The sequence below is a fragment of the Leuconostoc gasicomitatum LMG 18811 genome (assembly GCF_000196855.1).
Classification (GTDB): domain Bacteria; phylum Bacillota; class Bacilli; order Lactobacillales; family Lactobacillaceae; genus Leuconostoc; species Leuconostoc gasicomitatum.
This window is the reverse complement of sequence record NC_014319.1, coordinates 432,802-458,137: the sequence shown is the minus strand read 5'-3', so window position 1 is coordinate 458,137 and position 25,336 is coordinate 432,802. Positions and strand designations below refer to the sequence as shown.

General features: G+C 35.5%; 21 protein-coding genes and 3 tRNA genes. 2 read left to right on the top strand and 22 right to left on the bottom strand.

Going from position 1 to position 25,336, the window contains the following annotated elements; genetic code table 11:
* Nucleotides 1–58 precede the first annotated feature (58 nt).
* From LEGAS_RS02280 to LEGAS_RS02225, 12 genes are all read right to left on the bottom strand, one after another.
* On the bottom strand, nt 59–454 hold the full coding sequence (locus LEGAS_RS02280) for a DUF3021 family protein (RefSeq protein ID WP_013231268.1): 396 nt from the start codon (nt 452–454) through the stop codon (nt 59–61).
* Nucleotides 441–908, bottom strand: coding sequence for a LytTR family DNA-binding domain-containing protein (locus tag LEGAS_RS02275; protein WP_010389059.1), 468 nt, complete (start codon nt 906–908; stop codon nt 441–443). The genes LEGAS_RS02280 and LEGAS_RS02275 overlap by 14 nt, the downstream gene beginning before the upstream one ends.
* Complete coding sequence (locus LEGAS_RS02270) at nt 886–1,614, bottom strand: hypothetical protein (RefSeq protein ID WP_013231267.1); 729 nt, start codon at nt 1,612–1,614, stop codon at nt 886–888. The genes LEGAS_RS02275 and LEGAS_RS02270 overlap by 23 nt, the downstream gene beginning before the upstream one ends.
* A complete protein-coding gene (locus tag LEGAS_RS02265; protein ID WP_242821467.1) occupies nt 1,611–2,261 on the bottom strand; it encodes an ATP-binding cassette domain-containing protein in 651 nt (216 codons plus the stop codon). Before LEGAS_RS02265 ends, LEGAS_RS02270 begins: the two co-directional genes overlap by 4 nt.
* Before the next feature lie 20 nt (nt 2,262–2,281).
* Nucleotides 2,282–2,410, bottom strand: coding sequence for an ABC transporter (locus tag LEGAS_RS10235; protein ID WP_010389065.1), 129 nt, complete (start codon nt 2,408–2,410; stop codon nt 2,282–2,284).
* A gap of 99 nt (nt 2,411–2,509) precedes the next feature.
* Nucleotides 2,510–3,961 (bottom strand): NCS2 family permease, encoded by a 1,452-nt coding sequence (locus tag LEGAS_RS02255; protein WP_010389067.1) that lies wholly within the window; start codon nt 3,959–3,961, stop codon nt 2,510–2,512.
* 374 nt (nt 3,962–4,335) lie between these two features.
* The gene (locus LEGAS_RS02250) at nt 4,336–5,088 is read right to left on the bottom strand and encodes an AAA domain-containing protein (protein ID WP_013231265.1); all 753 of its coding nucleotides are present in this window, start codon (nt 5,086–5,088) and stop codon (nt 4,336–4,338) included.
* 3 nt (nt 5,089–5,091) lie between these two features.
* Complete coding sequence (locus LEGAS_RS02245; RefSeq protein WP_013231264.1) at nt 5,092–7,770, bottom strand: AAA domain-containing protein; 2,679 nt, start codon at nt 7,768–7,770, stop codon at nt 5,092–5,094.
* A gap of 509 nt (nt 7,771–8,279) precedes the next feature.
* On the bottom strand, nt 8,280–8,702 hold the full coding sequence (locus LEGAS_RS02240; RefSeq protein ID WP_010389072.1) for a helix-turn-helix domain-containing protein: 423 nt from the start codon (nt 8,700–8,702) through the stop codon (nt 8,280–8,282).
* Nucleotides 8,703–8,839: 137 nt separating this feature from the next.
* Nucleotides 8,840–10,093 carry a nucleotidyl transferase family protein gene (locus tag LEGAS_RS02235; protein WP_013231263.1) on the bottom strand — a complete coding sequence of 418 codons (1,254 nt, stop codon included), beginning with the start codon at nt 10,091–10,093 and terminating at the stop codon, nt 8,840–8,842.
* Nucleotides 10,090–12,303 carry an ABC transporter permease gene (locus LEGAS_RS02230; RefSeq protein ID WP_013231262.1) on the bottom strand — a complete coding sequence of 738 codons (2,214 nt, stop codon included), beginning with the start codon at nt 12,301–12,303 and terminating at the stop codon, nt 10,090–10,092. The genes LEGAS_RS02235 and LEGAS_RS02230 overlap by 4 nt, the downstream gene beginning before the upstream one ends.
* A gap of 1 nt (nt 12,304) precedes the next feature.
* A complete protein-coding gene (locus LEGAS_RS02225) occupies nt 12,305–13,060 on the bottom strand; it encodes an ABC transporter ATP-binding protein (RefSeq protein ID WP_010389077.1) in 756 nt (251 codons plus the stop codon).
* A gap of 81 nt (nt 13,061–13,141) precedes the next feature.
* Here LEGAS_RS02225 and LEGAS_RS02220 point away from each other — a divergent pair, with 81 nt between their 5' ends.
* Nucleotides 13,142–13,444 carry a winged helix-turn-helix transcriptional regulator gene (locus tag LEGAS_RS02220; protein ID WP_010389080.1) on the top strand — a complete coding sequence of 101 codons (303 nt, stop codon included), beginning with the start codon at nt 13,142–13,144 and terminating at the stop codon, nt 13,442–13,444.
* A 480-nt stretch (nt 13,445–13,924) separates the two neighbouring features.
* Here LEGAS_RS02220 and LEGAS_RS02210 read toward each other — a convergent pair whose 3' ends face one another.
* The 4 genes from LEGAS_RS02210 to LEGAS_RS02195 all read right to left on the bottom strand — a co-directional run bounded on the left by LEGAS_RS02210 (nt 13,925) and on the right by LEGAS_RS02195 (nt 18,460).
* Complete coding sequence (locus LEGAS_RS02210; protein WP_013231261.1) at nt 13,925–14,578, bottom strand: hypothetical protein; 654 nt, start codon at nt 14,576–14,578, stop codon at nt 13,925–13,927.
* A 16-nt stretch (nt 14,579–14,594) separates the two neighbouring features.
* Entirely contained in the window at nt 14,595–15,380 is a 786-nt protein-coding gene (locus LEGAS_RS02205) for a hypothetical protein (protein ID WP_010389086.1), read from the bottom strand.
* 183 nt (nt 15,381–15,563) lie between these two features.
* Nucleotides 15,564–16,949 (bottom strand): DUF2130 domain-containing protein, encoded by a 1,386-nt coding sequence (locus LEGAS_RS02200; protein WP_010389088.1) that lies wholly within the window; start codon nt 16,947–16,949, stop codon nt 15,564–15,566.
* Nucleotides 16,950–17,137: 188 nt separating this feature from the next.
* Nucleotides 17,138–18,460 carry an APC family permease gene (locus tag LEGAS_RS02195; RefSeq protein WP_010389092.1) on the bottom strand — a complete coding sequence of 441 codons (1,323 nt, stop codon included), beginning with the start codon at nt 18,458–18,460 and terminating at the stop codon, nt 17,138–17,140.
* A 296-nt stretch (nt 18,461–18,756) separates the two neighbouring features.
* Between LEGAS_RS02195 and LEGAS_RS02185 the strand changes: the two genes are divergently transcribed.
* Nucleotides 18,757–19,923, top strand: coding sequence for an MFS transporter (locus tag LEGAS_RS02185; RefSeq protein WP_013231259.1), 1,167 nt, complete (start codon nt 18,757–18,759; stop codon nt 19,921–19,923).
* A gap of 280 nt (nt 19,924–20,203) precedes the next feature.
* Here LEGAS_RS02185 and LEGAS_RS02180 read toward each other — a convergent pair.
* The 6 genes from LEGAS_RS02180 to ftsH all read right to left on the bottom strand — a co-directional run bounded on the left by LEGAS_RS02180 (nt 20,204) and on the right by ftsH (nt 25,325).
* Nucleotides 20,204–20,276 (bottom strand) — tRNA-Thr (locus LEGAS_RS02180).
* A 37-nt stretch (nt 20,277–20,313) separates the two neighbouring features.
* Nucleotides 20,314–20,386 (bottom strand) — tRNA-Asn (locus LEGAS_RS02175).
* 106 nt (nt 20,387–20,492) lie between these two features.
* A tRNA-Asn gene (locus LEGAS_RS02170) sits at nt 20,493–20,565 on the bottom strand.
* Nucleotides 20,566–20,646: 81 nt separating this feature from the next.
* On the bottom strand, nt 20,647–22,128 hold the full coding sequence (gene lysS, locus LEGAS_RS02165; protein ID WP_010385770.1) for a lysine--tRNA ligase: 1,482 nt from the start codon (nt 22,126–22,128) through the stop codon (nt 20,647–20,649).
* A gap of 140 nt (nt 22,129–22,268) precedes the next feature.
* Nucleotides 22,269–23,165, bottom strand: coding sequence for an Hsp33 family molecular chaperone HslO (gene hslO / locus LEGAS_RS02160; protein WP_010385768.1), 897 nt, complete (start codon nt 23,163–23,165; stop codon nt 22,269–22,271).
* Nucleotides 23,166–23,237: 72 nt separating this feature from the next.
* Nucleotides 23,238–25,325 (bottom strand): ATP-dependent zinc metalloprotease FtsH, encoded by a 2,088-nt coding sequence (gene ftsH / locus LEGAS_RS02155; protein ID WP_010385766.1) that lies wholly within the window; start codon nt 25,323–25,325, stop codon nt 23,238–23,240.
* Nucleotides 25,326–25,336: the final 11 nt, after the last annotated feature.

The window sequence follows — 25,336 nt, the reverse complement described above, 5'->3', positions numbered from 1 at the left end:
TAACAAATCTTTTGTGAGAATACTGCTTAAATGATCATTTTATACGATATATTTAAAGTTATTTTTTATGATCCCTTTGCGTTAATGCTTGATTAATACGACGCGCATTATCGTGTCCTTGTTTTCTGAAATAGATAAAAATAATGATATAGGTAATCAAGAATGTTGGTATATTAGTAATCGTAATCACATGGCTTCCAAAAGTTAACCAGATGAAAAGGCCATATGTTAACATTTCCAAAATGAAATGACTAATAAGCTGTGCCATAAACGTTATTTTGTCATACTCAAATATGAGAGATAGTAAGCCCATAATTGCACTCATGGTCATTAACAAGTAAAATTGCTTCATTGTTGGTGTGCCTTGATTTAAAGTAAACGATAATAATGAGATAAATGATCCAACGCCAATGCCAACTAATAGATAGGTTATTGATTTTTTAAAGTATTTCATCTTCTGCGCTCCCTTCCAATCTACTTAGAATACCCTTAATAAACCGTCTAGACACAGTAACGCGTGTCTGATTTGTCAAAAAAGCATAATAGTTACCGGAAAATGCAGATTCCATCTTTGACAAATACGACAAATTCATGACTTCAGATTTAGAAATTTGCACAAAATCATATTTTGAATTTTCTTCTAAAAATTTTTCTAGTGTCTTTCTAGTCGTTAATTTCTGGTTATTTTTTAACGTAAATGTTAGATCATTGCCAAAACTTTCAACGACAATAATGTCTGCCTTATCCACAACTCGAATATTGTCAGCCGTTTTAATAGCAAGTTGACGTGATGATGTATTTTTGGATTTAAGGTACCGTGCTATATCCGCTAATTGTTCAATATCACTACCTGAAATAAGCACTTGAACATCTTCTAGTTTGTCATCAATATTGATGTTTATTTCCATTATTATTGCCCACAACCACTTTCATAATTACGCTAAGAATACCCAATAAAATAAATAGATATAACCCTATTTTACCAGATATATAATCCGTGTCATTGAGACGATTTGTATAATCAGTTATAAATAATTTAATTGGCAAATAATGCCCTAACTTACCAACGTTCATATTACCCATAATTCCCGAAACAATCATAATAACAAAATAGCTAATCATAGAAATACCATAAACACGCGAAAATTTCTTCAAAAATGTTGTGAGTAAAAATACAACCATAAAATATATAGCCGCATTTAAAACTTGAAAAATACCCATTTGAATCATTATTGATTGACTTGGTATCGACAAGTTAAAATGTGATAGAAAAATCCAAGAGTATATGATGCTGGACAATAAAACAAATCCTGTTAATGCTATAAATTTGTGTATAGCTTGTGATATACGTGAGTAACCAAAGAGTTCAGCGCGTAAAGTGAATCCTTGTTCAACTTCTTGCGAAAATAATGAACTAAACCCAACAAGTACCATTGAAAGTGGTATCGTACAAAAGAAAGTCAAGTAAACTTGATTCAGTGCCTGCGGTACATTAGAATAACTACTACCAAACACGAATGCCATCATTGGCGCAAACATAAATCCAAAAAATAATGTTATCATATTGCCTAATAAATTTTGACATTCAAAAATTAATTTTCTTTTTTTAATCATGCGCGTTGTCCCTTCGTTATTGCCGTATAAACTAATTCAATATCGCCTTGTGTTCGTCTAAAATCATCACCACTATCAATAAGTTGTCGCGCGACTGAATACTCTTCCTCCGGCCGGTGTATGCTAATACTTTTTTCTGCATTATTGCCGACAATAAAAGCTGAATAGCCGATATATTGATTGAACAGATTCTTTGGTTTATCAAATGCCTTCACTTGTCCATCATGAATAATTAATAATTTATCAGCTAACTGTTCAATCTCTTGTGCATAGTGCGTCACCATAATAACAGTTGTTTGATGTTGTTTGAAATATACTTTTAAATGATTAATGAGTGCCTGTCGGCTTTCAAAATCAAGTCCAGTCGTCATTTCATCTAAAAATAGTAATTCTGGTTCTTGATAAAGGACCATGATTAAACTCATACGTTGTTTTTGTCCACCAGATAAATTCTTAAAATGCAAAGACAATTGTGATCCAAAATCAAAAAAATTAATTAGTTCAGCCAACTTTTCATCTCGCTTAATACGTGTATTTAGTAATCCTTCTATTATTTTTTGATTCGTCATGGTATCAACGTAGTGCTGCTCCTGCATTAATACTCCTAGATTATCAGTCTCAAGTGTTACTTGCCCCTTAAATCGCACTAATCCCAAACAACTATTCACTAACGTTGATTTCCCAGATCCTGATTCCCCATCACGCCAATAATCTCACCTTTATTGATGGTTAAATTCGGTACTGTCAAGGCAACTTTACTACCATAAGTTACGCTCAAATTCTTAATTTCTAACATAGTATCTCCCTTCTCTTACTGGCTTTATTATAGCAATTGAAGACATCAAAAAAACCGCTTTTGTGATAAGCGGTTACATACAAGCTATAAAATTTCTGTTTAATGTATAAATGCAAGAACAACGAAATTAATCAAAAAGAAAACAGATACGATTAATAGTACAGGTGAGACTTCTTTAAATTTACCTAAGGCAAGCTTCACAATGATAAAGAAGATGAAGCCAGCCGCAATTCCATAAGAAATTGAGTAACTAAAAGCCATAAACACAGAAGTAAAGAATGCTGGTATAGCAACCTCCAATGATTTCCATGAAATTTTCTTAAATTCGCCCATCATCATAATACCAACTAAAATAAGCAATGGTGACGTAGCTGCTGTCGGCACAACACCCACGAAAGGTGCAAATAATATCATCAAAGCAAAGCCTATGGCTGTGACAATATTTGCCAATCCAGTTCTTGCTCCCGCAGCCACACCAGATGCTGATTCAATAAACGTTGTTGTATTTGATGTCCCGACAATACCAGCTAAAGCTGTTGTAAACGTATCAACAATTAACGCACGATCCATTTTGGAATTGAAACCATTACTAGAATCAAAAGCTTTTTGATCTTGTTTTGAAAAAATACCTGTCTGATTCCCAATACCAATTAATGTGCCAATGGCATCAAACAACCCGCTAAGTCCCATAGCGAAAATCGTAACCAACGCCAATGACGTATTATGCCAATTATTAAATAAGCTACCTAATCCTTGTGCCCCTAATGATTGACCAAAAACATGCCCTAATTCACCAAATGCATGACCAACTGACGTACCAGCACCAATGTGCGTATTCGTAACGCCCATTGGAATCCCAATTAGTGTGGTTACTATCAACGATATCAGAAAAGCACCCGGAACGCGTCGCATGACTAATACAATTAAAATAATAAAACCAATTAATGCTAGTATCGTACTTGAACTATTGAACTTAGTTAATTCTGGCGTCACACTACCGTTAGCCAAAATACTATTCAACGCACCATGTACTTCGCCAGTAAAAGGTTTGCCATTTAATGTGATGATATTTCCCGGATCAACAATAAAGTTAATAAAGCCAGCATTTTTCAAACCAATATAGGTTACAAAAAGTCCAATCCCACCGCCAATAGCTGCTTTTAATTCAGATGGAATTCCTTGAACGATGGCCCGTCGGCCGTGTGTCAACGTAATCACAATATCGACTAGGCCAACTAAAAATACAATAGCCAATGCCTGTTGCCAAGTAAAGCCAAACCCGAATACAATGGTATACGTAAAGTAGGCTTGCATACCAATACCTGGTGCCAACGCAAATGGCACGTTAGCAAACAGACCCATGAATAATGTACCAAAGACCGCCACTAAAATAGCTGCTAAAAATACAGCTTGAGTTGGTATGCCGGTCTGTCCTAAAATTTGAGGGTTTAAAAAGAAAATATAGGCCATTGACACAAATGTCGTAATTCCGGCAACAATTTCACGACGAACAGTCGTTTTATTCTCTTTTAATTGAAATAATTTCTCCATTATTTTCTCCTATACAATGATGTCAATTAACAGCCAATTTGTATGAATATATTAATGGAAAATAAAAAATTGACGCACATATGGCGATCAATTCAGTAATTTATTTATGATAGTTCCAACATGGGTGCTGGCTAGAAACAATCGACCATTATTCGATACTATATCAGCTAAATTTCACATAGAATAGTTTAGCATTGATATTCCAAAATAACAAGAGTTTAAATCCAATTACTAATAATTTGTTAATGAAAAATGTTAATAAATGTTTAAGGCGCTGCCCTTTCACGACGAAATAAAGAGATTGACTCTCTGACGGGCTATAAATAGTAAGTTATTTTAAAATCAAAACAATATATTAAATTAACTGTCGTTACTTATCGTTCATCTAAATCCCCCATCTTGTTGACATGCTTAAATGCCAAAACTGCTGTCTCAATTTGATAATCTGTAAATTCAGAATCAGGATCAATAGACCAAGCCAATTCATCTAAATCATAAAAAAACTTATTAGTATGCGGTACACTTAAAATTTTCACATATATTCTATGGTAATTACTTTTAACCCAATAATTCACACTACCAATCACTATTTGTTTCACATTGCTTTCTAAATTCATACTATTATTATGTTCACGTCTTGCTGATACATCTATTACTGTTGGTTCTGGTTTTACCAATTCAGTATGTACCATCCCAGATTGTACAATCTGCCATTCCGGGCTTGCATTAAATGACATACACTCAGCTACAACATCCAAATTTTTGAATTTAGCAAAAGCTTTTTTATCTCCAATGAGATAAAATTCTTTTTTGGCTCTTGTGACAGCTACATTTAGCAAGTTTGGTTCTCGTGTAGCCCATGTTACCGATCCCGCACTGTTTTCATCAGCACCAAGTATGAAAAATACAGCTTTAGCTTCTTTACCTTGAAATTTATGCACCGTACCAACATTATTTTCTTTCCACCGTTTAAACTCTTCTTCCTCTATACCAGTTGGCTGTTTTATCCGTTTCATTTCTTTTGCCACAATTCTAAATGGCGAAATAACATAAATATCAGAAAGTGTTATTAAATTAGCTTCGTTAATTGCTTGACTATTTTCAAGATTATTTTCTTTCGAAATCATCAGTCACTGTTGAATGGCTGCTTCTAGCCAATCTCTGTGATTTGGCACAAATTGTTGATCAGTTGCAACGCCATTCGCATCAAACCAGTACGCCGCACCTATATCACGACTGCTACCTTGAACCATCTTATTATTATATGCAATACAGTTCGCAATTGAAAACATTGGATCCAAACAACGTCGATGCACCCATAACGGTACACCAACCCAACCATTTTCTAAATTCGCACCAAACTGGCTTGCTCGGTCAACAATGGTTTGCACTGACGATTCTGGCTTCGTAAAAATAGCCGTTTTAATACCATAATAATTTTTAATTTGGTCTAACATCGATTCTTCAGTTACCTGCACAGGCGCGATCTGTGAAGGATCTCCGACAACCATCACCCGTTTTGCACGCCAAAAGGCACCAAGTGCTTGAACAGGTAAAGCTTGTCCTGCTTCATCAATGAACAGATTATCAATACTTTCTTCAGCCATATCTCCGAAAAAAGAACCAAACGAGGCAAAAGTTGAACTGATTACTGGTACTAAAAATTGTATTAATGCCCAAGAGTGATTGATTACTTCTGGATGTTTAGCCTTGATTAAATGTTTTTTAGGCCACGTCTGATTCAATACGTGTGTGAAAGGATTATTTTTTTTATCTTGAACAATTTGGATAATTGTCAGTTTACGAACCTTCATTGCTTCTACGAATGCTCGAGTTTGTAAAGCGCGAAATTCATCATCAAACCACAAAATTGAAAGTTGAATTTGTTCATTAGTTTCTTTATCCCAAAATTCACGATTCAAAGCTTTAACATTTTTTAAACTTTTAAAATAGGACATTGCTGTATTATATGCTGTTTTTAATTTTAATTCTTTCGCTCTATTATGTTGATTTTTTTCTTTCAACAATTGCATTTGTTGTTCAATTTGTTTAACAAGAATATTTCCATGAATTTTTTTCTGATTGGCAACGTCTTGTTTAACGAGTAAATCACGAATATCTCTGTTTAGTGTACGAATATATAATTCTATTTTTTTTGCTTCTATTCGCTGCTTCTTAAATATTAGAAATCCAGATGGTTTCCCAGCTTTTTCATTCTGAATCTGACTATTTAACGTACTAATTTTATTGCCATTTTCTGTCGACTCGCTCTCGCTCGCAATGACATCTTCCTGAGCAATAGATAACTTGTTTTCTAAACTATCTAATTCACTTTTTACACTGTTAGTTGTAGTCGTTTCTTTAGAATTTTCGTATGCTTGAATGTCCAAAAAATATTGTGCTGTACGCTGTTTAATATCCCGTACTTCATTCAACGTTGCTAAAAATTCCATTCGCGTGGTCTGCCAATCACCACCATCTTCTGCTTCAGTCGCAGAATCAATAATTCCTTCTAATCCAGTCATTAAGTTATCGCGATTGGTTGAATTGCCACCAGCAGCTGAGAAAAAACCCCATGTTTTTTCAGGCACTGGTTTATCATATTGATTTGAATAAGCTTCTTTGAAATAATCAATCATATATTCATCAGTAGATAAATCTGGTTCTTCAGGTAATTCTTTTGAAATATTCTCTACTGCTGAATTATTTGAACTAGCTACGACCACACCATAACCCATCAATTCAGGCGCTAAATGATAATCAATATGAAATTGCGGATTCTCCTCATCCCATGCAAAGTGTTCCCCTTTAATTATTGCTTCTTTAGGGTCAGTGAAATGCGCCAACTGCTCAGATTGCTTAACCATCATATCTGCAAAAACATCTTTTAGTAGTGTTGTCTTACCAGTTCCTGGTGGTCCATTCACCGATCTAATATTATTTTTATCATTGATTGCCAAATTCACCGCAACTTGTTGCATAAATGATAAAGTATATGCTGGCTTAGAAGGCCAACGGCCATCCGGAAAGTTAACAGGATTCAAGATATCATTAAAAATTGATTTGTCTTCACCTTCTAAATTGATTCGTTTCTGTGCGTCAAAACCATCAATATATCGCTTAACATTACCATAACGTTCACTACCAGCCGCTAAAATCAACTGAATATCGTTGGCAAAAAATGAATGTAAATTCGTCAAGTTATCTTTATGAATAGGCATTGCGTAATCAATTTCTTCAGATGCCGCTGCAAAATGGCTACGGATGAACTTATTTATTTCCTTCAATTTTTCAGTGAAACTCAAATTATCATCAATGAAATCTTGATATACCGTTTCAAGTTTTTGTTCAAAATCTTTAATTTTTTCGGATACATCATTAATATTATTCAATAACACAGTATTAGCTGGCACAAACGTAGTACCTTGAACAACTTCAAATTTTTCATTAAAAGCCAACATTGCCGAAAAATTTTTACTTAGGTCTGGCTCAACGACATCAGCTGAATCATCTGATTTGATAAGATCTCGAAGTTCTTGCCCTTTATATATCCCAAAGAAAACTGGAAAAATTAAATCTTCAGTTTTTTCATGCCGATGCTTAGTTTGATTACTTGTTAATATCTTATCAATCTTATTAGGAAACAGTGTCTCAAAAAATGATGAATTTACGGTTTTAATTGAATCGAAATCCAACTGAGAGATTTTGTTAGAATCAATACCAATTTTGTCAGGTAATAACGACTCACCTATCTGATCAATCAGCTTTAATGCTTTAATAATCCTTACACGTTGTTCATCGCTTGCCATCTAGTCCCCTTCGTTTAAAAATTAATTAAATTAAATGTTGCTAGATAATCAACATTAAACCCTCTACAAATTTTATAACTATTAAGTTATATTTTACAACCTAGTTGAAACATAAACAACAAACGTTTTTCACAAGAAGGAGAAATATAGTGTTGATAGATCTATATGTCTTGTACAACATAAAATTAATGTTATCAAAAAAACTTACCCACTATTCCACCACAAATTGTCTATCATTTTACAGATAAAGAATATAAAGCTCATACCATAGACATATTACTGAACACTTAAAGTCGTTTGAAATAACAAACGTTAACCAGATAATACTACTCTTATTCCTGCTGGGAAAATTAAAAAATAAATAATAAGCAATATTCACTCGCTTTGGCCCCAAAGTTCAAAAAATAAACTTCCTCATGCGTCTACTTCCATTGGCTCTCTTTTGATTTTTCATTCAACTAATAATGTTATTACAAAAATCTAAAATAGACTATCTTGAGTAAATTTCATTAGTCAGTGTCAATATTTTTACCAAATACCTGTTTATATACGTAAATACCAATATGAATAATCATCACTAAAGCAAAAATAATATAAAACCGTTGATGTGAATCGAATCCATGGGTGATGTATCCATAAAGTAAAACAATTATAGTTGTTAATAATAAACCAACATTGAAAATATTGTCTACTGTTTTACCGATTTTCTTTTCTAGTAACACTTCCTTATAATTTTTATCTTCACGTATCAATTCATCGAGTGAGATATCATATATTTCTGATAAACGAATAATGTTTGATATATCAGGATGACCTTTTCCACGTTCCCAATTTGAAACAGCTTGACCTGATACGTTTAGACTTTTAGCCATCTGCTCTTGTGATATTTTTCTATCTTCACGTATGATTTTTATTTTTTCACCAATAAGCACTTGCTTTCCTCTTTTGCTAATTAATAACATCATCTTATCAGTAAAGCGTTTGTATTGTCACTAAAGTATTGCTTGAGTTGCTCTTAGGCTATAATAATTCTCCTCGTCACATAGATTTTTTTTAAAGATCGGGACGCTTACAAACATATTTTATCATCGGCTACCTCCAAACGATTGTTAACTAACTGCACTGTTTGTCCAAATAGTTGATCGCTTTGGCCTTCTTTCAAATTAGAAAACAAATCTAATGCTGCTGTTATTTTCGGTGTTGTCATGCCTTTCTCCCCTTTGCGTATGGCAGTGCCAGATATATTATCTCGCCGTAATTTCACAAATGGCTTAATCCAAGTTTCGTCATAAATATCATGTAATAACATACCACCTTCATCCGTTCCCAATAAGCCATGCAATTTCGTATGGGGATGGCGTTTTTTGATAGCTTTAATAATGGCATAAAATCCATCTTTTTGATAAAGGTTAGGTTCAAATAATATCTCTACTTTATTCTCTAACCCAGCTTCTTTGATTGCAACTTTTAACATGAATAAGCGATTTTCTGCCTCGTAAAAAACTTGACCGGTTGGAAAAAAATTGACAAGTGGGTCAGCAATCGCTGATTTTTCATAGTAACGTTTGCCAGCACGCTGATCAACAATCTTAATCATTTTCTTATCTAAAAGATACTGATGAATCTTAGGAATAACTGTTGGATGAATGTAAACTTTATCTAACTGTCGTTTATCAATGAAATCCTTTAAAATTGCAACATGTGACTTGTGTACGGGGTTAAACGTCCCTAGAAATAAGCCAATCCCACCTTTAGATGGTAGTAACCCCCAAATATCTGTTATCAAACTGATGAGTACGCCAATGACACCTAGCATTAGCCCCATAATAACGAAAAATACTTGCACATTCTTGTATCCTAATGCTGCCAATGCGCTGATAATCACATTCAAGCTTAAAGCAAAAAAGATATTAGCAAATCGATTGCCTTTATCATGATTACTGAGTGTAATTGCCAGATATTGTAAACCTTGTGATGCCAAAGAAGTTAAACAAACAGCCCCAATTAAACCACCAACCATTTTGAGATTATTAGGGTCGATAATATTTCCTTTAACGAGCAGACCTAAAGCTAGAAAATTGTAAAAACTCTGCCATACCAGCTTTGCTAACTTACTGAGGAACATCGAACCAGTTAACCTAAAACCTTTTTGTTCTAAATAAGTACTTATAAGTGTGAAAATAGGTAGAAATAGTGCTGTAAAGACGCTAACGCCAATCAAATAAAGATTCGCATATTTTCCAGTTGGGACAGCATAAGCAAAGTACATGATCAATCCCATACTCAGTGCAATTTTCAAAAAAATGCTATGAACTATTTTCATAAAAAGTCTCCAATTTTAATTTTTGTGATACGGCGACTGGCAGATACAACAATTAAGCTACTTTCAAAAACGAGTAGTAAAATAATGGCAATCTCATATGATAACGGCAACTGAACAGAAAATTGTGTTAATCCACCTAAATTAACAAGACCATTTAATAAAAATGATCCAATAAATTTATCAAGAATCAAGCTCAATCCAATACCCAGAGCAAGTGCAAATCCCGCTCTGAATAAATATTGCACTTTCAACTGGACGTTGGTGAATCCTAACATTTTTTTCAAGGCTAACTGTCGTTTTTCTGTTTCAATCGTCAAGTAACTCACGAGATAAACAAACAATCCGGAAATAACAAGTGTCAAAATTAAGATCATATTGGCTAATAATTTAACGGCCGTTTGGATTGTTGTGATTAAACTTTTTGAACTTGCGCTTGTATCTGTCAGTTGGACATTATCTCGGTGAAACCCAGCCAATAACTTATCTTTCTGACTTGTACTTTTCAGGTTAACATAAGTACTGTTCATTGGTAAATCTATATCAACTAAACTGTACGCTTCTTTTCCCAGGTTATTAATGGTTTGATATGTCCCCACAATAGTCATCTCTGTGTTATTAGATAGCTGCGTTTTGACATGAACTTTTTGTCCAACTTTAAGTTTTAATGTTTTTATGAGATTACTTGATAGCAATAATTCATGCTGGTTTTTGGGTGTATGCCCTGATAATACTTTCATTTCAGACGGCATTTTACTATAACGGTGTAAAGGAATCACTTCCTTTTTTAAGAGAATCTTAGTCTCTTGGATATAGCCACTTGATTTAATTGGTGTCAGAGCATTGATTTGTTGCAACGCTTCCCCTCGTGTTGTGTGATCTGGCGTGCGCATGACAACATCAACCTTTGGTAATCCAAACAGGCTGTCAACATGCCCTTTAAAGCCTTGATTGAGATTGGCAATCATCAAACTCAAAAATAAAAAAAGTCCTATCACAAGCGTAAAAGTCATATAATGTCCAATTTTTTGAACATAATCTTTAAATGCAATCCCTATTTGAAGAGGTAGCGAATTTTTAGTCAAATCAAAATTAAATTTACCTTGATTAGATTTACTTTGCCCATCTTGAAAAGCTGATGCTGGCGAAATACTACTAGTCTCTTTAAGTGAGAATAGGATAATTATCATGGAGAGACCTAACATCAGCAAAGTGATAGCAAGTACAACAACAATATTAAGTGATATATGTTTCACACTTGTAAAGCCATTTAAGTGCCAGAAAAATTTAAATGCTAAATTACTTGTCACAAAACTCGCCAATATAGCAACAACTAATCCAGCTATGTTACTCAATAAAAAAGCAGACACATAAGCCAACTTAACTTGACGACCACTCATGCCTAACGTTTTGAATGTCGCAATTTTTTTACGATCCTTGGCTATGCCCGACACAAGTGCAAAGCGTATCACAAACTGACAAATTCCAAACAAGAAAATAGCAGCTAAAATAATAACCAAAGCCACAATAGTAGGCAACATCGTGTAGGCTTTCTGAATGTAACCTTTATCATAAATCAAATCTGCTTTTAGTCGATCGTGATAATCTGATAGCAGCTTCTCTGAATTTTTAGGTGCTTTCACTAAGTTAACAAAGGCCATCTGAGTCATTTGGCTACTTTTTTGAGCTACCAAAGTATTGAAAGTCGTTTGTGACACAATGCCCTGCTTATACTTGAACAGTGGGCTACCAAGGAGTTGATCCTCGTAAAATCCCTTCACAGTCAGACTTTTATTACCAATTTGAATCGCATCACCACGCTTAAAATTACCAGTTGATTCTAGGTATGACGCAAGTACAATCTCATGGTTTGACGGTGCTTGTACATTGAAATGTGAGGTATCATCAGAGAGCAGCAAAGTAATATTTTGCTTATCTTTGCCTTCAACTTGCGTCATAAGACTAGGCGCAGATGACACGCTTTTTACATTTTTAAGACCTTTTAAATCAGCCGCCACATCTTGTTGGGTATCTTGTTTGACAAGGATATCAGGTAACTTATGAGTGCGGTATGCTGTTTGATAGTGCGAGACATTTGCTTGATAAGCAGTTAAAACCGTAATCATCGTTAAGCTTGATAAAAAAGTTAGAATAGCAATTGTCACCATAAAGGCTTTTTGTCCTAAAATCAATGACTTGATAATCTTTTGCATGTTACCACCCCATCTCTAGTAGCCAAGCTTCAACTTCTGCTCGCCTAGCTTTGAGTTGACTAGCGTCATAAGGTGTAAAACGACGGTCACCATAAATTTGCCCATCTTTGATGAACAAAATTCTATCAGCACGAAGTGCTGCCTTTAGATCATGCGTGACCATGACAATTGTTTGTCCGTTTTGATTATTTAAAGTGAGATTATCTAGTACTTCTATACCAGAAGTTGAGTCCAACGCACCTGTTGGTTCATCTGCAAAGAGGATTTTCGGTTGATTAATCAAACTTCTAGCAATCGCCACACGTTGCTTTTGGCCACCTGATAAATGATTAATTGCTTGATTAACATGGTCTCCTAATCCCAATCCAGTAAGTAAATCTTTGGCACGTTGTATCACTTGCTTTTTAGTCTTTGATTTCAGTAGAAATCCTGGCAAACACACATTTTCTAACACACTCAAATGTTCAATCAAGTTAAATGATTGAAAAATAAAACCAATTTCTTTGCGTCTAAATCTTGATAATGATTTATCAGAGAGTTTGGTTAAGTCCTGATCTTCAAAAATTACTTGTCCGCTTGTCGGCTGATCCATGGTTGATATGTTTTGTAGTAGTGTTGATTTCCCTGCACCTGAAGGTCCCATAATCACGGTAAATGCCGATTCAAAAATGTCTAAATCAATGCCCTCTAAAATTTGGTTATTGTCGTCATATCGCTTAGATAAGTTTTTAACTTGGATAATACTTTTCTCTATCATTGGTTTATGTCCCTTCTTGTGATATATTAACTATAATAAACAGAAGTTATATTATTCACAATAAGGGAAAAAAAGTATACCATGTCAACTACCTGTCCAGTTCAAGACACAATTGCTGTCGTTAAAGGAAAATTTACCGTTGAAATTCTAGAAGCAATTCATAATGGTTATAATCATTACGGCACGATGAAAAACCAGATCCCCACTATTAATCCTAGAATACTTGCGACAAGGATAAAGGACCTTGAAGCCAATGGCATCATTACACGGGAACATTTGCCTACTATTCCACCACAAATTGCCTATCATTTTACAGATAAAGGATTAAAGCTATTGCAACTCGTGCCTGAAATTAAGGCTTGGTATGGTGATTATCATGAATGAGAAATTAATACTTTAATGCGATTTAATTTGACGAAAAAACAACATGAACCGTTATGGTTTCACATAAATATAAACAAAAAGGTATGTACCAAACTAATCTAGTACATAACTTTTTCTTTAGAACTAATTAATGATTGTGTTTAATTAAATGTTGATTATTTCATTTTTTTACAAACGATTACGCTAGTGTCATGATTGTTTATAGATTGTTTATAGATTTCTTTCAGATGACTCATCTCATACGTATCACCAATTAGTTGATGCGTTTCCTCATGTCGACATTCAATTCTAATGGGTATCTTTTTCTTTTGATTTTTATAATCTTTTGCAGGTGCTAGCATGTATTTATATAATCGTGTAATTTGCTTGACTTGTTTGTTAGTTACATTACCTTTCAAATATATTTGAAACTTTGCTTGATAAAATCCACCCTGGTGTACATCAGATACCAACCGTCTGACATGAGTAAACTTTAACCAACTATTCAATAGCCACTCTATTCCAAAAATAATTGTGCGGTATAGCGAAAATAATGAGCGGAATATTTATCAGCCATGACACTGGTTCGACAAAATAACCTTCCCAGTAATTTAGATTACCTAATTGAGCAATATCTTTAACAATTTTATAAATTAAAATTGTCATAATTAAAAACATCATTATTAAGAGAAAACCGTTCAATAAATTTTTAACAGGAGAGTTATGTTTTTCATTTACAACTAATAATGTAGAAACAACTACAGTAACGAATACGATAAACATTTCTTTCCAATAATCAAAAGTATATGTTGATATAAAAAATTGAAATATAGCTCCAAATCCAAGACTGTGAATTAAAGATGAGAAAAAATTTTTAGACTTACTTTCTCCCAAAAAAGTTATTACCATTGTAAAAAAGACAATTAAATAATCCTTAACAATCCAAAGAGTCAAATTATATTTTAGAATGAATAGAATGATTCCTGCAATGATTATACTCTGATAAATAAAAATTAAAACGAAAGCTGGTTCTACCGCTATTTTCAGTAACGTATGGATACCTCGCCAAAACATTGGTCTAAATCTACTAGACAGTAAAAAACATATAATAATAATTAATAACCATGTGACAATTGCTAATTCTCGTGTATTCAAACCAATACATCCTTATTTAATTTTCTAAATCTAACATTTTCTTTATAATCATTTCACCGTGATATCCACCACTTCCATCAATGTTTTCACCCCCAACTAGCACGTATTTATTCTGTATTGAGAACAAATTAATACCGGTCACATTGTTTTTCGGCTTAAAATTTGTTAAATGAAAAATAAATTTTTCGTCCGAAAGCTCAAATACCTGTCCTTCATCGTAGTTCAATACACCAACATCTAACGATCTCATATTTAATATATCTGTACTTTGACTCCGTTTTAAAAAATATATTTGCCACAATCCATCATAAGAGTCTTGATCAGTACTTTTTAAATAATCTATAAAGTCGAATTTTATTCCGGAGCATTCTGGAAGAGATAAGAATTTAGCATAAATAGCCTTAATAATTTTTATTTTTGTTTGCTTAACAAATCCACTTACCACTTTCGGATTACCGTCGCTATCAAAAAACTTTTTGTAAGCCTCATCATATTTACCTAAAAATGTATTGCAACTTCTGCAGAGTGTGTATGCCACTCTTCCCCTTGGATATTGTGTAGTAGATAGCTCATTATCAAACAGCATGTCTAACCTCTTATTGAATTCTTTTCCTGTCTCAATATCAGTAAAGAAGTTTTGAATATTTTCCTTGTCTAATAGGAAATCAAACATTTTACCTAAATCTAATGCAACAATGTCATTATTTCCAACGCTTTTGGCAGGGTAATGTTCAGCACTTAGTTCGCTATTTTCAGATAAATTATGGCATAACATACACTTATTTTTTATTTCCATATCCATTTTCTAATCTCCAAATCATTATAGAATTTAATAAAACACTTACAATATCTTTATTTTAGTCATTATAAGTGCCTTTTTTTTAAAATCAGAAATAACTACCCTAGAGTTGTACAGTTTCATTAAATGGTTTTATCCAAGAATAATTACTAAACAACTTACTGAAAATATGTGTGCTGTTCTCAATCATTTTTCTACTTCAAACTTCGCCTTCATCGTCGGATTGCCACGCGTTAGCTTCTTCACACTCACATCATCCAACTTATTATTAGCTAAACGCAATTGATTCTCAGATGTCGTCAATGACCGTTTAACGGCTTCCATGCGTGCAATCGATTTATCAATCTCGTCAATAGCATTTTTGAAATTCTTTGAAGCACTCTGATAGTTTTTACCAAAGGCACTTTTAAAGTTGGTCAGATCACTTTCAAAATGCGTAATATCAATATTTTGTTCACGCACTTGTTCTAATTCCTGCTTATATGCAACAGTATTCAGTGCAGCGTTACGCAACACACCGATAAATTGAATGAAGAATTGCGGGCGAATAACATACATTTTTTCATAGTCATTAACTTGCACAATCCCTGTATTATATAAGTCGCTATCAGCTTCAAGCATTGAGACAAGGACAGCGTACTCAGTCTCTTTTTCACGGCGATCCTTGTCTAATTCTTTAAAGAAATCGGCATTTTTATGCTTAGAGGCTGTTGTGTCACCTTCGTTCTTCATATCAAACATAATACTAACAAATTCAGTCTCATCTTGATAATCACGGAAGATAAAGTCACCTTTTGAATTCGTTTCAGATAGGGTATTGTCTTTTTCAAAATAAGCATTAGGAAAGGCATATGGGCGAATTTTATTGAATTCAGTCATCGCATACTGTTCCAAACTTTCACCAATTTCTTTGGTTGATTGGCGTGCCTTGAAATCCTTATAGAATTCTACCTGTTCGTTTGCCGTCTTTAATTGGGCTTCATACTGGCTTTGAATATTAGCGAGCTGTAACTGCTTTTCTTGGTCTTTTAATTGCAATTGCGACGTTAACTCTGACAATTCCTGTTTCCGTTGCGCTAATTCACTTTGTGTTGCCGCATCTTTTTTCAATAACTGCGTTTCTAAGTCAGATTGGCTTTGTTGCTTAATTGAAGTAATCTGGGCTTCAAGTGCAACAATTTCTGATTCTTTTTTAGTAATGGTTTCTTGTAAATCTAAGCCTTTTTGCACTAATTGTGATTTAAGTTCAACTTCATTTTGTTTGGCAATACTTTTAAGCTGTGTTTCTAATTCAACGATTCGTGTTGCCTTATCATTAATATTTTCTTGTAACTGCTGCTTTTGTTGCTGTAATTGGTTTGCTAACTCGGCCTTAGTTTGTTTGTCTTGCTGAAATTCCCAGTCTTCCTTAGCCTGCGCTAACCTCTCTTCAAGAATTTCCGCTATTTTGCCATTAATCACACTGGTATCAATATTCTGCTCATCAGTTAGATCAACAACATCCCCTAATTGAGCTGCTTGATCCAAGACAAGCTCTGTCTGTGACGCAATATGAAATTTAATTTTTGACATGCCTAGTTAGTCTCCTACCCGCTGCTTTTTAGCAAGCGCAATTAGCTTCATTATAACAAAAATCGTTTTAATAATTAAGTTTTATCATATCAATTTAATAAAATATCTGTATCACTTACGTAAATTAAAAACGTCTTAAACTGCACGCCAGTTTTTGGGTGCAGTTTAAGACGTTTTGATATACCTATTTATTTTTGACGCTTTTGCATGATGAAGTACAATGGTAATCCTGCAAGTGTCGCAGCAACACCAATCAGTGCTAACTGCCACTCTGTCATAAGTGTCATCACAATAATGAATAGACCACCTAAAATAGCAATAATTGGCACAATTGGATATAATGGTACACGATACGGACGCTTTAGATCAGGCTCTGTATGACGCAGCTTAATGACTGCAACAAAGACCAAGGTGTAAAACAACCAAATAACGAAAACTAGCATATCTGTTAGCATATCAAAGCCACCAACAAACATTAACCCAATCGCTAAGACAAGTTGAAAGATACCGGCAACATAAGGTATTTGAAATCGATTTAACTTCACTAACTGAGCCGAGAAAGGTAAGCCTTTCTCCAAAGCCATAGCATATGGCAAGCGCATACCGGTCATTGTATAGCCATTCAACGTCCCATAAATAGAAATTAAGATACCAATTGTAATCAACTTACCACCGAAACTACCAAAAATTTGTTGCGCAGCATCCATCGCAGTGTTAGCATTTCCTTGAATCGCACTAAATGGTAAGGCATGCAAGAAAGCATAATTCACAAGCAAATAAATTACCATGATACCAAGTAATCCGCCAGCAATAGCGCGCGGCAAGTCACGCGTTGGATTTTTCATTTCACCAGCAATATTACCGACATGAATCCAACCATCATAAGCATACATCGTTGCTAATAATCCAGCTCCCATAGCAGAAGCCCAACCACCAACCGCATGACCTGGCGTTACTGGGAAAATACTAACATCAACACCACCTGGCTGTAATAACCCAAAAATAATAATTAGGGCCAATGGAATTAGCTTGAAAAATAAAGTAATTGATTGGAATTGACCAGCAATTTTTGAGCCCAACATATTAATAGCTGCAACTGACACCAGTGCGGCAATGCCGGAAGGAATAATAGCCACATATCCCCAGTGAAAGAGATTGGCTACCTGCGTCCCAAAAATAATGCCTTTAGCTGCCAAACTAGCTGGAAAATAAATAATAATTTGTGCCCAACCTAGTACGTAACTGGCTAATTTACCGTAAGCGCGTTCAATATAAACCAACATACCACCTGTTTGTGGCAATGCAGCGGCTAATTCAGCCCCTGTCAAACCTGCAGCTAAGCTAATCAAGCCACCAACTAACCATACAAACAATGACATGCTCGTTGAGCCTGTCGCATCAGCGACACTTGAAGCCTTATAGAACACACCAGCACCAATGACTGTTCCCACGACAGTTGAAATTGCCGGAATTAGCGTCATAGTGCGATTAAGATTTTGATTTGTCGCCATTTTTTCCTCTTTAACTACATTTAATCATACTCTTCTATATTACCAGTTTGCGTGCCGCAAAGAAATCATTTGACTGATTTTTTTGCCCGATGCTGATTAAAACTGCAGCAGTATCATTTACTTGACACCAACTTTTTTTGATGATATTCTGTTCTGAGATAGTAATAGCTACTGACGCGATTAAAATCGTGTTTGCGTTATCCTGCAATAGTGGATGTAGACTGGGCGTTGTCAATGCGACGCCCTCTTTTTTATACACTTTTTTACAAAATTAAAAGAAAGCGTGCTTATTTCTCATGACAAAAATTCAACAGCGTGCCTTAATATTATTGGTCGGCTCACAACTCTTAATTATGCTTGGTATTGGTTTGATTATTCCAGTTGAACCTTATATTAAAGCAGATATGTCACTCACAGCAACTGATATGGGCATCATGGCCGCCTTATTTGCTGCTGTCCAATTTATTGCCTCACCCATCATCGGTCGTTTTTCAGACAAATTCGCGCGTGTACCGCTAATTGCTGCTGGTTTACTCCTTTTTGCCGTTTCAGAAGGTCTGTTTGCATTCGGTATTGGTCATTCACTCTTGCAGCTAAACATCGCACGTGCCTTAGGGGGATTAGCTGCAGCATTGTCAATGCCAGCGATTACTGCACTGGCGTCAAACATGACAACGAGTGCCAATCGTGCGCGGGTTATTGGTTGGCTATCAGCTTCATTTAGTGGTGGTATTATTTTGGGTCCAGGTATCGGTGGTGTGTTAGCGAATATCGATCACACCTTGCCTTTCTTTGGTTCTGCGATTTTGGGTCTGGTTGCTTTTTTCATCTTTATTTTTTTAATGCCTGACGAAAAAAAAATTCGTATAGCACAAAGTTCAACGCAACATAATAACATCAAATTAACCGGTCAATTTTGGTCTGTCGCGCTAATCATGTTGCTCATTATGATTCTCGTGTCTTCATTCGGATTGTCAGCATTTGAAAACATGTTTAGCCTCTATTTCCATGATGTTCGCGGTTTTAATTTAACTGAAATCGCCTGGTTTTTAGTCGTCAACGGCTTCTTATCATTAATCATACAGGTTGTCTTTTTTGAAAAAATGGTACGTTATATCGGTGAGTTAATGGTTATTCGTGTCAGTTTTATATCAGGATTTCTAGCCATTATATGGATCTTATTTTCACAAAGTAAATGGGAAGTTTTTGTTGCCACACTCATCGCCTTCGTTGGATTTGACATCTTACGTCCGGCAATCACAACCTTATTGTCCCATGTTAACGAAGAACAGCAAGGACTAATCAATGGTTTGAATATGTCTCTCACCAGTGTCGGTAATATCATTGGCCCAGTGTTAGGTGGTGTCCTCTTGGATATCGGTAGTAACCTACCTTACACATTTGTGGCGGTTATTTTAGCAACTGCTAGTGTACTAACATTTACAATTCGTTTTAAGCGATAAAAATAAATTTTCTATTTAAAAGCATCTTGAAAAAGATGCTTTTTTCAAATTAATTATGTTTTGGCAATGCAACCTTATGCTCAGTTTTAGTTATCGCTTTGATCCACTTAATAAACATATCTATTCCAACTGCACCAACTAACTTAGTATCTTTGAATGCTTAAAGTCATTTCCATAATATGCTAAATTGCCGTTTCGATATCACAGAAACAGTTCATTATCGCTTCAAACAAAAAAGTAAACCAATCAAGGTTTACTTCTACAAATATAACGTCATTAGTGCCGACGAGAGGAATCGAACCTCCGACCCCAGGTTTACGATACCCGTGCTCTACCAACTGAGCTACATCGGCAAGTAGATAACTACAGTGAGTTATCTGATAAAACTAACTCCGACTGTCGGGCTCGAACCGACGACAACCTGATTAACAGTCAGGTGCTCTACCAACTGAGCTAAGTCGGAATAATTGCTTAACACAACTATTTAATTATGCCAGTTTCCTTCTCATTTGTCAATACTTTTCAAGACATAAAAAAAGCAAACCCAGTTAGGTTTGCTTCTCATAAAACTCCGACTGTCGGGCTCGAACCGACGACAACCTGATTAACAGTCAGGTGCTCTACCAACTGAGCTAAGTCGGAATAATTACTTAACACAACTTAATTATTATATCTAATAACTATGGTTTGTGTCAAGCTTTTTTGATAATTAATTAATCCCAATTAACGCATTGTTGGAAATAATAAAACATCACGAATTGTATCAGAATCAGTTAATAGCATAACTAGGCGATCAATACCAATGCCAAGACCACCTGTTGGTGGCATACCGTATTCCAAAGCTTCAATGAAGTCTTCATCAATGTTTTCAGCCTCATCATTACCGTTTTCACGTTCAGCAACTTGTGCTTCAAAACGCGCACGTTGATCAATAGGATCGTTTAATTCCGTAAAGGCATTGCCGTACTCGCTACCCATAATGAATAACTCAAAACGGTCAGTAAATCGTGAATCATCAGCGTTTTTCTTTGCTAAAGGTGACACGTCAACTGGGTGACCATAAACAAATACTGGTTGAATTAAAGTATCTTCAACAAATTCTTCAAAGAATGCGTTAATAATATGACCAACGTGCCAATACTTTTCGTACTTAACGTGTTTGTCATCAGCTAACTTTTGCGCTTCCTCAACAGTCATTTCTTGCCAAAAATCAATGCCAGTTTGTTCTTTAATCAAATCAACCATGTGTTTGCGTGCAAACTTGACACCGAGATCAATTTCCGTGCCTTGATAAGTCACTTTGAGATCGTCAGACACAACTGCCGCGGCTGCCTTGAAAATACCCTCAGTTTCATCCATCACATCAGTAAAATCCATATAGGCAGCATAGGTTTCCATTGTGGTAAATTCTGGGTTATGCTTTGGATCCATCCCCTCGTTACGGAAAATACGCCCCATCTCATAAACACGTTCAAAACCACCGACAACTAAACGCTTCAAATATAGTTCAGTCGCAATACGCATATACATATCAATATTTAAAGCATTGTGGTGTGTAATAAATGGCCGTGCCGCAGCACCACCAGCCTCAGTCTGTAAAATAGGTGTTTCAACTTCCATAAAGTCTTGTGAATCCATGTAGCCGCGAATAGCCGAAATGATTTTTGAACGCAATTGAAATTTCTTAAACGATTCTTCATTAGCAATCAAATCTAAATAGCGTTTACGGTAACGTGTTTCCACATCGGCAATACCATGAAACTTATCGGGCATTGGCCGCAAAGCTTTTGTTAAATGAGTCAATTCTGTTGCCAAAATTGTCAATTCGCCGGCTTCTGTTTTCATGACGATACCCTTGATACCAAGGAAGTCACCCAAATCAGCACGTTTAATAATTGGGTAATTTTCACCTAAATCATCACGTTTGGCATACATTTGAATTTTACCGGAAACATCTCTGAAATCAGCAAAAATAACTTTCCCAGCCCCACGCTTAGCAATCATACGACCAGCAATAATGACTTCATGCTGGGCTGCTTCAAGCGTTTCAAGACTGCTATCATCATATAAATCATGCAATTCTTGTGCTTTGGCTGTCCGTTCAAATCGTTTACCAAATGGATCTAAATGTAAATCGTCAACAATCGTTGCTAATTTCTGACGTCGTGCCATCATTTGATCATTAAGGGCTTTTTCTTCTACCATGTTTTTAAAGCACTTGGAATACATCGTTAAACCACCATGTTCCGAGTACATTTCCTCCAGTTTATTTCGTCATCTATTGACCAGTTCTAAAATTTCTCACTAACAATTACTATACCAAAAAACAGCCTTAATCTCAAAGATCAGTCAGCATTATTGGCATTAATTTCCAAAATGACATCTGTCAGTTCTTCAGGTGTAAAGAAATAGCGTTTACCTGAAAACTTTCCAACAATTTCCGCCCCATTATCTTCATCAATCATAGCTTGAATTTCAACAGCTGGTAGTGTTGTTAACATTTCTCTATAGGCATCTTTTGTTGGTTCTGCTGCTAAACCAACACCCGCCACCTGCAAAATTTCGACTTCACCTTCTCCAAAAATAGCTTCCAATATCTTCAAAGGTGTATAATTTTCAATCAACATATCCGACAAAGGTTTCATATTTTTCAAATCTACTTCGAGTTGATCAATTGCTTCATCAGTTGCATCTGGCAATGCTTGAACTAAAAATCCTCCAGCAGATTTCACTGAATCATCATCATTCATATAAACAGAAACACCAACAACCGATGGAATTTGTTCTGATTGGGCCAAATAATACGTGAAATCGTCTCCAATTTCACCAGATACCAGCTGACTTTGACCAATATAAGGATTTGAGTATGGCGCAAATTTAGTAATCTGCAAAAAGCCATTAGTTCCTACCGCCTGCGCAACATCTAATTGATTATTTTCATCAAAAATAGATGCTAGCTTGTCATTTGTGACATAACCACGTACACTGCCTTTGGCATCTGCTTCAACGACAACATTGCCAATCGGCCCACGGCCATTAATTTGGATTGCCATGCGTTCTTCGCCTTTAAGAACAGATTGCGCGGTTAAACTTGTTGCTAACAGGCCACGGCCTAATACGACAGAGGCCAAACGAGATGTTTCATGTGCTGCAGTTGCTTGGCGTACAAGATTAGTGCCATTCAAAGCAAAGGCACGGAAATATTTATTTTTTGTGATTGTTTTAATAAATTGATCTGCCATTTTTTCCCTTTCCTTTTTAAATATTATCGATTATTTAAAATAAAAAAGTTGACGCTATCGTCAACTCTTATTTTACTTATTTTCATCAACTTTGTCATCATTTGGAGAATCACTTGAATGATCTGCTTCTGAATGATCATCATTTTCAGGTTCTTCATCATGATTTTCAAAGCGTGCTTCCGCTTCAGAATCCTTAGCGTCAACTGCTGCCTTAGCTTCATCAAATGATTTAGCTGTCGCCAACTCATCATTATCTTGAATATCTTTACGAGTAAATTTACCTGTTTCATAGATATCTTTAATTTGCTTTTCGTCCAAAGTTTCGACTTCTAGCAAAGCTTCAGCAATTGCAATCAGCTTATCTTTATGTTCAGAAATGATTTTTGTAGCATCTTCGAAAGCCTCTTTAGATAACCTACGCACTTCTTCATCAATCAAGCGCGCTGTTTCTTCAGAATAGCCACGATTTCCTGCTTGCTCAGCATAACCAACACTCGCGTTGCCTTCTAATTGAACCATGCCTAATTTATCTGACATACCAAATGCAGTAACCATCTGACGTGTCAATCCAGTTGCTTGTTGGAAATCATTTGAAGCACCTGAACTTGCTTCGTTGAACATGAATAATTCAGCTGCTCGACCACCCATTAACCCAGCTAATTGTTCCTTAGCCTCTGAATAGCGTAAATTATAACGATCCGTCTTAGGTGTCATTAAAGCATAACCACCAATACGGCCACGCGGTACAATTGTTACTTTACGAACAATTGATGCCTCAGAACGGATAAGTCCTACCAAAGCATGACCTGCTTCATGATAGGCTGTTGTACGCCGTTCTCTTTCAGACATGCTGCGATTTGTTTTAGCTGGACCTTGGAAGATACGATCTTCAGCTTCATCAATATCTGCCGCATCCACTTTTTTCTTATTACGACGAGCTGCCAACAAGGCAGCTTCATTCAAAAGGTTTTCCAAGTCAGCACCAACATAACCTGGTGTTTGTTGCGCTACAGCTTTCAAATCAACATTATCAGCTAATGGCTTGTTCTTGGCGTGAACATTAAGTATGGCTTCACGACCCTTAACATCCGGTGCCCCAATCAATATTTTACGATCAAATCGACCTGAACGGAGCAAGGCTGGATCTAATACATCAGAACGGTTAGTTGAAGCAAGTATAATAACACCTTCTGAGCCTTCAAAACCATCCATTTCAATCAAAATTTGGTTCAGAGTTTGTTCACGTTCATCGTTTCCGCCACCCATACCAGTACCACGGCGACGACCAACAGCATCTATTTCATCAATGAAAATAATAGCTGGCGCTGATTTCTTTGCATTTTCAAACAAATCACGAACACGTGAAGCACCAACACCAACAAACATTTCAACGAAATCTGATCCAGACATTGAAAAGAATGGCACGTTTGCTTCACCGGCAACCGCTTTTGCCAATAATGTTTTACCAGTTCCCGGAGGGCCTTCAAGTAAAACACCTTTTGGAATGCGGGCGCCCAAACTAACGAATTTTTTAGGTGACTTTAAGAATTCAACAACTTCAACTAATTCTTGTTTTTCTTCTTCTGCACCAGCAACATCAGAAAAACGGACTTTATTATCTTTTGGATCTGACGGTTTCGCTTTAGATTTACCAAAGCTCATCATACCGCCTTGACCACCCTTGCCACCTGCTTGACTCATCATCAGATAAAAAACACCAACAATCAGTATAATCGGCACAATTGAAACTAAGAGGTTTAACCAAAATCCAGATGATTCCTGTTGTTTAGTTACCAGATCAGTTTTAGTCGTTTTAGCTGTATCTGTCACTGACTTCAATGACGCATCATTTGGTAATACAGTTGAAGTAAACTTTGTGACTTTTTGTGACTGCTGTAAAATACTAAAACCTTTATCTGATTTAACAGTCTTTGCTTTTCTATATTCACCAGAAATGTTATAAATGCCATTACCTGGCTGAACTGTGATTGACTTAAGGTCTTTATCACTCAATGCTTTCAAAAATTCACTTGATGTTAAGGTTTTAGAAGTTGACTTATCGTTACCAAACAAACCATAAATCATTCCAACTACAGCAAGAAAAATAAAAACATAGAAGATAGAACTCTTTAAGAAACCACCTTTTTGATTATTATTCATGAAGTTTCCCC